Annotated in this window: 11 protein-coding genes; 4 read left to right on the forward strand and 7 right to left on the reverse strand. The window is 74.5% G+C overall.

Annotated elements, in window-relative coordinates:
- Window positions 1–86: 86 nt before the first annotated feature.
- The gene (locus tag NCC78_RS22645; RefSeq protein WP_250796896.1) at window positions 87–590 is read right to left on the reverse strand and encodes a DUF1990 domain-containing protein; all 504 of its coding nucleotides are present in this window, start codon (window positions 588–590) and stop codon (window positions 87–89) included.
- 89 nt (window positions 591–679) lie between these two features.
- Here NCC78_RS22645 and NCC78_RS22650 point away from each other — a divergent pair, with 89 nt between their 5' ends.
- A complete protein-coding gene (locus NCC78_RS22650; protein ID WP_250796898.1) occupies window positions 680–1,174 on the forward strand; it encodes a GNAT family N-acetyltransferase in 495 nt (164 codons plus the stop codon).
- Here the strand turns inward: NCC78_RS22650 and NCC78_RS22655 are convergent.
- Together NCC78_RS22655 and NCC78_RS22660 are read right to left on the reverse strand one after the other, a co-directional pair.
- A complete protein-coding gene (locus tag NCC78_RS22655) occupies window positions 1,149–1,571 on the reverse strand; it encodes an SRPBCC family protein (protein WP_250796900.1) in 423 nt (140 codons plus the stop codon). The genes NCC78_RS22650 and NCC78_RS22655 overlap by 26 nt on opposite strands.
- A gap of 127 nt (window positions 1,572–1,698) precedes the next feature.
- Window positions 1,699–1,911 carry a hypothetical protein gene (locus NCC78_RS22660; RefSeq protein WP_250796901.1) on the reverse strand — a complete coding sequence of 71 codons (213 nt, stop codon included), beginning with the start codon at window positions 1,909–1,911 and terminating at the stop codon, window positions 1,699–1,701.
- A 135-nt stretch (window positions 1,912–2,046) separates the two neighbouring features.
- Here NCC78_RS22660 and NCC78_RS22665 point away from each other — a divergent pair, with 135 nt between their 5' ends.
- Both NCC78_RS22665 and NCC78_RS22670 read left to right on the forward strand, forming a co-directional pair.
- Complete coding sequence (locus NCC78_RS22665) at window positions 2,047–3,159, forward strand: ATP-dependent DNA ligase (RefSeq protein ID WP_250796902.1); 1,113 nt, start codon at window positions 2,047–2,049, stop codon at window positions 3,157–3,159.
- 33 nt (window positions 3,160–3,192) lie between these two features.
- Window positions 3,193–4,776, forward strand: a complete 1,584-nt coding sequence (locus NCC78_RS22670; protein ID WP_372495183.1) for an alpha/beta hydrolase — start codon at window positions 3,193–3,195, stop codon at window positions 4,774–4,776.
- On the opposite strand, the gene NCC78_RS22675 is transcribed toward NCC78_RS22670, so the two are convergent.
- A complete protein-coding gene (locus NCC78_RS22675; protein WP_250796904.1) occupies window positions 4,703–5,215 on the reverse strand; it encodes a potassium channel family protein in 513 nt (170 codons plus the stop codon). The genes NCC78_RS22670 and NCC78_RS22675 overlap by 74 nt on opposite strands.
- A 74-nt stretch (window positions 5,216–5,289) precedes the next feature.
- On the opposite strand from NCC78_RS22675, the gene NCC78_RS22680 reads away from it, so the two are divergent.
- Window positions 5,290–5,742 (forward strand): GNAT family N-acetyltransferase, encoded by a 453-nt coding sequence (locus tag NCC78_RS22680; protein WP_250796905.1) that lies wholly within the window; start codon window positions 5,290–5,292, stop codon window positions 5,740–5,742.
- 129 nt (window positions 5,743–5,871) lie between these two features.
- Here the strand turns inward: NCC78_RS22680 and NCC78_RS22685 are convergent, their stop codons facing one another.
- From NCC78_RS22685 to NCC78_RS22695, 3 genes are all read right to left on the reverse strand, one after another.
- Window positions 5,872–6,612 (reverse strand): ABC transporter ATP-binding protein, encoded by a 741-nt coding sequence (locus NCC78_RS22685; protein WP_250796906.1) that lies wholly within the window; start codon window positions 6,610–6,612, stop codon window positions 5,872–5,874.
- Window positions 6,609–7,607: an ABC transporter ATP-binding protein gene (locus NCC78_RS22690; protein ID WP_250796907.1), complete on the reverse strand. Its 999-nt coding sequence runs from the start codon at window positions 7,605–7,607 to the stop codon at window positions 6,609–6,611. Before NCC78_RS22690 ends, NCC78_RS22685 begins: the two co-directional genes overlap by 4 nt.
- Before the next feature lies 1 nt (window position 7,608).
- Window positions 7,609–8,843 (reverse strand): FtsX-like permease family protein (locus NCC78_RS22695; protein ID WP_308220935.1); only part of this gene is annotated, 1,235 nt, incomplete at its 5' end.

The raw sequence follows: 8,843 nt of genomic DNA on the forward strand, positions 1-8,843 counted from the left end.
GCCGCCAGCAGGCTGCCCAGCCCCCGGCGCGGGCGCGGCGTGGGTCTCACTCGAGGGCGGGTGCGGGGGCGCCGTCCGGGTGCCGGTCAGGCGCGGGCGCAGAGGCGGCGCAGGGTGCGGCCGAGCCACCAGGCGTACCCCTGCTGGAAGGCCCGCCCGGCCGGCCCGGCGGCGCGCATGAACCAGCGGTCCGGCTGGCTGAACGCGACCACCTCGAACCAGACGTGGCCGGCGTCGTCGCGGGTGACCACGAAGGCCTCCTCGCCGCGCGCCGGGTGACCGGGCAGGGTGCCGTACCCGAAGCCGGCCCGGCGCTCGTCGTCCTCGGCCCAGACCACCTGGCAGGGCGCGGCCAGCCGCACCGGGCCCACGCCCAGGCGGGTGACGACCCGCACCCCCGGTGCCGCCCGGTCGGCGGCGGCGTCCATCCGGATCCCGGCCGCCCGGTGCAGGCGCCAGCCCAGCACCGCCGCGCCCGCCGCCGCGAAGCAGGAGTCGGGCAGTCGGACCCGGTGCCGCACGTGCCGCCAGCCGGGGGGCAACTGCCCGGCGCGGGTGGCACCGACGTGCGGGTAGGTCAGTGCCGGCACGGTACGCACCCCTCACGGTTCGACGGACAGCGACCAGCGTACGGCCGGCGCGGGCGGGGCGCCGGGGTGACTGTGGTTGGCTGTCGAGCGTGACCACCGAGCCGCGCATCGCCCCGGCCGACCCGACGGACGCCGGCGAGATCCTGACCGTGCAGCGGGCGGCGTACCTCACCGAGGCCCAGCGGTACGCCGACCCGTTCCTGCCGCCGCTGACCGAGACCCTCGACGAGGTGCGGACGGCGCTGGCGGGGCCCGCGACGGTGCTCACCGCCCGGCTGGGACACCGGCTGGTCGGTTCCGTCCGGGTCCACGTCGACGGCGGCACCGGGCACGTGGGGCGGCTCTCGGTCGCCCCCGACCAGCAGGGACGCGGCATCGGCGGGCAGTTGCTGCGGGCGGTCGAGGCGGCGTGCGCCGCCCGGGTCCGCCGGTTCGCGCTCTTCACCGGCGCCGACAGTGAGCAGAACCTGCGGTTGTACCACCGGCACGGCTACCGGGTGGTCGGGCACCGGCCGGATCCGAACGGCATCCGGCTCGCCCTGCTGGAGAAGCCGGTGGTCAGTCCCGCTCGCAGCGACGTCTGAGCCCGTCGGCCTCCATTCGCAGGTAGCGGCGCGTCAGGTCGCCGTAGAGCCAGCCGACCACCCCGGCCAGCGGCCCGGACTGCTCGACGACCAGCTCGACCCGGCTGCGGCCGTCGGGCAGCGGCAGCACCCGGTGCTCGGCACGGGTGCGCACCCCCGGGCTCACCGAAACCCACGTGAAGGCGCACCCCCCGGTCAGCTCGGTGACCCGCCACACCGCCGGTCGCAGCTTCGGCTGCTCCAGCCGCGCGGTCGCGCCCACCACCAGCGGTCCCGGCTCCAGCCGGCGGGCCCGACGTACGGAGGCGGTCCACTCCGGCCACCGCTCCACGTCGACCAGGACCGTCCACACCCGCTCGGCGTCGGCGGCCAACTCCGTTCCGGCCTCGAACCGCATGTGCCCTCCCCGGGCGGCGCCGCGCGCGCCGCGCCCGCTGGAGACGACGCTGCCCGGTGGATCGTGACCGCGGCATCCGCCGCCCGGCCGGTCACCGCCCGGCCACCCGGCCATCGGCACCGCCGGATCAGGCGGCCTCGCGCAGGTCCGCCAGCTTCAGGGGGGTACGCCGGCGCAGCAGCTCCTCCAGCTCGGCGACCGAGCCGACCTCGCCGAGGACGTCCTTGCCGCCGCCGAAGCGCGGGGGGTAGCGGCGCACCAGCCGGTAGCGGTAGTTGCCCCGGATCAGCTCGACGCTGACCCGCCACCGCCCGCAGCATCCGCAGACCCACTCCGCCACCCCGCGAAAATAGCTCTGACCTGCGGTTTTCTGATTCACCCGGTCGGGACGAGCGGCGCGGCGAGGGACACGCCGCCCACGCACCGGCGGTGATCTGCCTCACGGCTGTCGGTGCCGTCTGATTGACTGGTCGCCGTGGAGCTGCCGATCAGTCCGACGGTCGAACCGATGCTGGCCAAGAGCGTCCCGCGGATCCCCACCGCGCCAGGGATGACGTACGAGCCGAAGTGGGACGGCTTCCGGTGCATCGTGCTCCGCGACGGCGACTCGGTCGAGCTGGCCAGCCGGGGCGGCAAGATGATGACCCGCTATTTCCCGGAGGTGGTCGAGCAGGCCCGCCGCCAGTTGCCCGAGCGCTGCGCGGTCGACGGGGAGCTGATCGTGATCCGGCGCGACGGCCCGGGCGGGCAGCCCCGGCTCGACTTCGAGATGCTGGCCCAGCGCATCCACCCGGCCGCCTCCCGGGTGAAGATGCTGGCGGAGACCACGCCGGCCGACTTCGTCGCCTTCGACCTACTCGCCCTCGACGACGAGTCCCTGCTCGACCAGCCCTACCCGCACCGCCGGGCCCGGCTGGAGGCGGCGTTGGCGGGGGTGCGTCCGCCGGTGCACGTCACCCAGGTGACCACCGACGTGGAGACCGCGCACCGCTGGTTCGACGTCTTCGAGGGCGCCGGCCTGGACGGTCTGATCGCCAAGCCCGCCGACCTGCCGTACGAGCCGGGAAAGCGGCTCATGTTCAAGGTCAAGCACGCCCGCACCGCCGACGCGGTGGTGGCCGGCTTCCGCTGGCACAAGTCCGGCCCCGTGGTCGGCTCGCTCCTGCTCGGCCTTTATGACGACGCGGGCGTCCTGCACCACGTCGGAGTGAGCGCGTCGTTCACCATGGCGCGCCGGGCGGAGCTGCTGGAGGAACTGGGCCCCTACCGGGACACCGGCGGGGATCACCCGTGGGTGCACGGCGACCACGAGCGCGGCCAGCGCATCCCGGGCGGGGTGAGCCGGTGGACCGGCACGAAGAACCTCGAGTGGGAGCCGCTGCGCCCCGAGCTGGTGGTGGAAGTCGGCTACGACGCCATGGAGGGCGACCGGTTCCGGCACACCGCCCGGTTCGTGCGCTGGCGGCCCGACCGCGATCCCCGCTCCTGCCGCTACGACCAGCTCGACCGTCCCGTCCGGTTCGATGTGGACCAGGTGCTGCGTGGGGACCCGACGGTGACCGCGGGGTCTGTTCCGGACCCGGCGTAGCCTGGCCGTCGACCCGATCACGGAGGCTCGCTCGTGACCCGCATTCCCGACCGGCTCCGCCGGTTCCGGCTCGCCGTGGCCGGCCTGGCCGCCGCCGCGCTGCTGGCTGCCGGCTGCACCCTCCCGGCGTTCGCCCCCCGCACCGACACCGACGGCGAGGCCGCCGCTCCGGGCGCGGCACCCACCTGGCGGGCCTGCCCGGAGGTGGCCGAGGAGCTGGTCGGCCGGGGCGCGCCGGACATGCGCTACGAGTGCGCGCGGATCAGGGTGCCGCGCAACTGGGGCACCGGCACCGGAGCCACCGCCGGGCCGGGCACCGGGGAGACCTTCGAGATCGCGCTGCTGCGGGCCCGGTCGACCAAGCAGCGCGACCGGATCGGCTCCCTGGTCATCAACCCGGGCGGCCCCGGCGGTTCCGGCGTGGACACGGCCGTCTACCTCTCCTTCGGTCCGGCGTTCGGCGGCCTGCCCGCCTCGATCACCGACCGCTTCGACATCGTCGGCTTCGACCCGCGCGGGGTGTCCCGCTCCAGCCCGGTGAAGTGCATCCCGGACGCCGACCTCGACGCCAGCTTCGGCTACGACCCCGACCCGGAGAGCCAGCGCTCCTTCGACGGGTTCGTCTCGCTCAGCCAGCGGATCGGGCGCGGCTGCGGTGGCCGCTATGGCGACCAGCTGCCGCTCTACGGCACCGAGCAGGCCGCCCGGGACATGGACGCGGTCCGCGCCGCCGTCGGCGACGACAAGCTGACCTACCTCGGCTACTCCTACGGCACGCTGCTCGGCGCGACCTACGCCCAGCTCTACCCGCAGCGGGTACGGGCGTTGGTTCTCGACGGCGCCGTCGACCCGAAGCAGGGCCTCATCGCCGGCTCGGAGAGCCAGGCCAAGGGCTTCGAGCGGGCGTTCGACAACTTCACCCGCTGGTGCGCGGCCAACGCCGGCCGGTGCCCGATCGCCCCCGACGCCAGGGCGGCGGTCACCTCGGCGATCGACAAGGCCCGCGTCTCCCCGGTGCGCGGCGACGACGGGCGCGAGGCCACCCCGGGCTGGGTCTTCTACGCGGTCATCTCCTCGCTCTACACCGAGGCGGGGTGGCAGGAGCTGGGCCGGGCGATCGACCGGCTCGACGGCGGCGACCCGAAGGATGTGTTCCGCCTCGCCGACGCGTACGCCGGCCGCGAGGAGGACGGGCGCTACTCGAACCTGTTCGACGCCAACCTGGCGGTCAACTGCGCCGACGAGGAGGAGAAGCCGAGCCGGGAGCGGATCCGCGAACTCCAGTCGCAGTGGCGCGCGAAGTACCCGCTGTTCGGGCCGGCGCTGGCGGTCGGCATGCTCTCGTGCGCCGAGTGGCCCGGCGGCAATGACCCCTATCCGACCGGTCGTGCCGACGGGGCGCCGCCCATCCTGGTGGTGGGCACCACCGGTGACCCGGCGACGCCGTACGAGCAGACCGGCGCGCTGGCAACGATGCTCGGGGTGGGCCGGGTGCTCACCTGGGAGGGTGAGGGGCACACCGCCTACCCGCAGACCACCTGCATCACCGAGGCGGTCGACGCCTACCTGCTCGGGTTGACCGTTCCCAGGGAGGGGCTGCGCTGCCCGGCCCGCTGACCGGCTGCTCCGGGGGCAGCTCCGGCAGCTCGATACCGTACCGGAGGGCGATCTCGTCCAGCAGCAGCCGCATCCGGCGTACGTCCGCCTTGAGCTGCTCCTGCTCGTCGTGTTCGAAGGCGTCGTCGTCGACGATCAGCCGGCTCGCGAAGTGCGCCGTGATCAACGGGATGACCAGCAGCACCATGGTCGAGATGAGCAGCGCGGCGAGGGTACGGCCGGCCCAGCTGGTCGGCGAGATGTCCCCGTAGCCGACGGTGGAGGCGGTCACCACCGCCCACCAGACCGCGTCCGCGGCGCTGCGGTTCTCCACCTCGCCGTAGATGAACCCGGCCACCACGATCATCAGCAGGTACGACGTGATCAGCGTCCGGGGCGAGTTGGCGAACCAGACCAGTCCGCGGTAGATCCAGCGGAACGGCAGCAGCAGGACGTCCATGGGGCACCATGCTGCCCGGTGCGGGCAAGCGCCGCCCGCACATCGGCCGGTGTCGGTGTGCCAGGCTCACCGGCATGAGCGACCTGATCTTCCGCGAGGCCGTCCGGGCGGACCTGCCCGCCGTCCTCGCCCTGCTCGCCGACGACGTGCTCGGCAAGGCCCGCGACCTCACCGAGGTCGACGCGGCGTACGAGCGGGCGTTCGCCGACATCACCGCCGACCCGCGCAACCACCTGGTGGTGGCCGACTCCGGCGGCGAGCTGCTCGGCTGCATGCAGCTCACCTACATCCCGGGGCTCGGTCGGCACGGGGCCGAACGGCAGCTGATCGAGTCGGTCCGGGTCCGCTCGGACCTGCGCGGGCAGGGCATCGGCCGGAAGATGATGACCTGGGCGATCGACCAGGCGAAGCAGCGCGGCTGCGCCCTGGTGCAGCTCACCACGGACAAGACCCGCCTGGACGCCCACCGCTTCTACCTCGGCCTCGGCTTCGTGGCCAGCCACGAGGGCATGAAGCTCCCCCTCTGACCGCCCCCTCCCGCCCCCGCCCGCTCCTCCTCCCGCGATCATGCAGTTGTGCTGCCGCACAAAGGCGACGGGACGGGCCGAAACACCCGCCACAACTGCATGATCGGCGGGGAACAACGGGGGCCGGGGTCAGTCGGGGATTAGGCGGCCGTCGCGGAGGGTCAGGACGCGGTCGGCGAGTTCGATCAGGGCCGGGTCGTGCGTGGCGACCAGCGCGGTCATTCCCCGGGCGTGCACCACAGCCCGGAGCAGGTCCATGATGGAGCGGCCGGTCTCCGAGTCGAGCTGACCGGTGGGCTCGTCGGCGATCAGCAGGTCCGGCTCGTTGGCCAGGGCCCGGGCCACCGCCACCCGCTGCTGCTGCCCGCCGGAGAGCTCGTACGGCCGCTGGGCGGCCTGCCCACCCAGGCCGACCAGTTCCAGGAGCACCGCCACCCGCTGTTCCCGCTCGCCGGCCGGCACCCGGGACAGTCGCAGCGGCACGCCGACGTTCTCGGCGGCGGAGAGGATCGGCACCAGCCCGAAGGTCTGGAACACGAAGCCGACGGTGCCGCGGCGCAGCTCCAGCAGTTCGCGCTCGCCCGCGGCCGTCACGTCGTGACCGGCCACCACCACCCGGCCGGAGTCCGGCCGGTCCAGCCCACCGACCAGGTTGAGCAGGGTGGTCTTGCCCGCCCCGGAGCGGCCCCGCACGCAGAGCAGCTCACCGCGCCCGGCCGAGAACGACACCTCCCGTACCGCGTGCACGGCGTGCTCGCCGCGGCCGAACGTCCGGCTGACGTTCTCCACCCGGACGACGTCCTCGGCGACGGTGGCGCCGGCCGACGCCCGCTTGGGCCCCCCGTTGACCAGCACGTCCCGGTCGCTCATGCCCCCGCCTCCCGCTCGTCCGGCGCCCGGTCGCCCGGCCGCACCTGCACGTGGTCCGGCTCCAGGTTGAGCCGCACCCGGTCCCGCAGCGACAGCGCCTCGACGAACGGCGTCGGCAGCTGCATCCGTCCGCTCCGATCGAGCACCGCGTACTCCTCGCTGACCAGCTCGGTGTTGCCGTCCGCGTCGATCCGCGAGGTGCGGCGTACCTCCGAGGCGGTCCGGCCGTCGCGGATCGCGACGGTACGGCGGACCTGCCCGGCTACGGCGTGGTCGTGGGTGACCACCACGATGGTGACGCCGAGCTCCGCGTTGATGGTGCGCAACGCGGCGAAGACCTCCGCGCCGGTCGCCTCGTCCAGCTCGCCGGTCGGCTCGTCGGCGAAGAGCACCTCGGGGTCGTTGGCCACCGCCACCGCCACCGCGCAGCGCTGCTGCTCGCCGCCGCTGAGCTGCCCGGGTCGCCGGTCGGCGCAGTAGCCCACGCCGACCAGGTCGAGCAGCTCCCGGGCCCGCTGGCGGCGGGCCTTCCGGCCGCCACGCCGCCCGGCGAGCTGCATCGGCAGCTCGACGTTCTCCAGCGCGGTCAGGTACGGCAGCAGGTTGCGCCCGGTCTGCTGCCAGACGAAGCCGACCATGTCCCGCCGGTAGCTCAGTCGGCGCCGGGCGGAGAGGTTGAGCAGGTCGTAGTCCGCCACCCGGGCGATGCCGGCGGTGGGGGTGTCCAACCCGGAGAGGATGTTCAGCAGGGTCGACTTGCCCGACCCGGAGGCGCCGACGATCGCCACCAGCTCGCCCCGGTCGATGACCAGGTCCAGCCCCTGCAGGGCGAACACCTCCACCCCCTCGGTCTTGAAGATCCGCACCAGTCCGTCGCAGACGATGTGCCCGCGCAGCCGGTCCCTGCCACCGGCCCGCTGCGCCGCGCGCTCGGCGGCCCGCCGTTGCAGGGCGGCCAGGTCCGGCACGACGGAGGTCTCCGCGGTAGCGGTCATGTCAGCTCTCCTCTCCGAGCCGGAGCACCTCACCGAGGCGCAGCCGGCGGTTGTTCACAGCCTCGACGGCGACCGCGAAGCCGAGGGCGACGGCGCCGAGCGCGACGACCCCGGCGACCAGACCGGGCTCGAACGCCACCCGGACGGGAACACCGCCGGTGAAGGCGGACAGGCCCAGCACCGGCGTGAGCAGCAGCGGCAGCAGCGCCCCGACCAGCGCGCCGGTGAACACCGACACGCCCACCAGCGGGGCCAACTCCACCAGCAGCAGCCCGCGCCACTGCCGGCGGGACAGCCCGAGGGTGCGCAGCCGGGACAGCACCTGACCACGCGCCCGGGCGCCGGCGAGCACCGTGAAGGCGATCGCGAACAGGCCGAGCACCGTGCCGACGAGCACGCCGGCGACGAACCCGAAGGCCAGCACCCCGTTGGCACCGCCCTCGCCCAACTGCCGGCGGGTGTCCGCCCAGGTGAGCACCTCCACCTCCAGCGGCCGTTCCCGCCCCGCGACCGTCCCGCCCGTCTGGAAGCGCGACTGCCCCTCGTTGCCGACCCGGCGCAGCTCCTCGCCGTCGAGGCCGTCGCCGGCGACCAGGAAACCGGTCGGCACGGCGGCGTACTCCCGGCGGGGCAGAGCCTGCCAGGGCAGCACGACGAACCGGCTGGTGTCGGCCCGGAGCATCGGGAAGCTCTCCGCCTGCTCGGCCACCCGGAACTCGTACCGCTGGCCCTGGACGGTGACGAACGCGGAGCCGGCCAGGCCGGCGGCGACCAGGTCGGCGGCGACCGACGGGGAGACCACCGCGGGCAGTGGTCCGGGCTGCCCACCGGGGGCGAGCAGCGCCGCGGGCACCGGCACGTCGAGGTCGCTCTCCCCGGCCACCCGGGCCAGGGCCGGCCCGTCGACCAGCACCACGCTGACCCCACCCAACCGGGAGTCGGTGCCCACGGAGTCCTTGGAGAGGCGCTGGCCGGCCTCGTGCAGCACCGGGCTGGCCGCGCGCACCCCGGGCAGCCGCGCCAACTCGGCGCCGGTCTCGGGAGCGAGCCGCTCACCACGGACCAGCGCGTCGGCGGGCACCTGCCGGCTCGCCGCCCGGTCCCGGCTGGCCTCGATGCCGACCGCGACGACCGCGCTGAACGCGGCGGTCGCGACGGCGAGCACGACGACCACCAGCGGGGCGGTGACCACGGCACGACCGGCGCGGGCCGTGCCCAGGAAGGCGACGCTGCCGC

This window comes from Micromonospora phytophila, assembly GCF_023656545.1.
GTDB classification, from domain to species: Bacteria; Actinomycetota; Actinomycetes; order Mycobacteriales; family Micromonosporaceae; genus Micromonospora; species Micromonospora phytophila.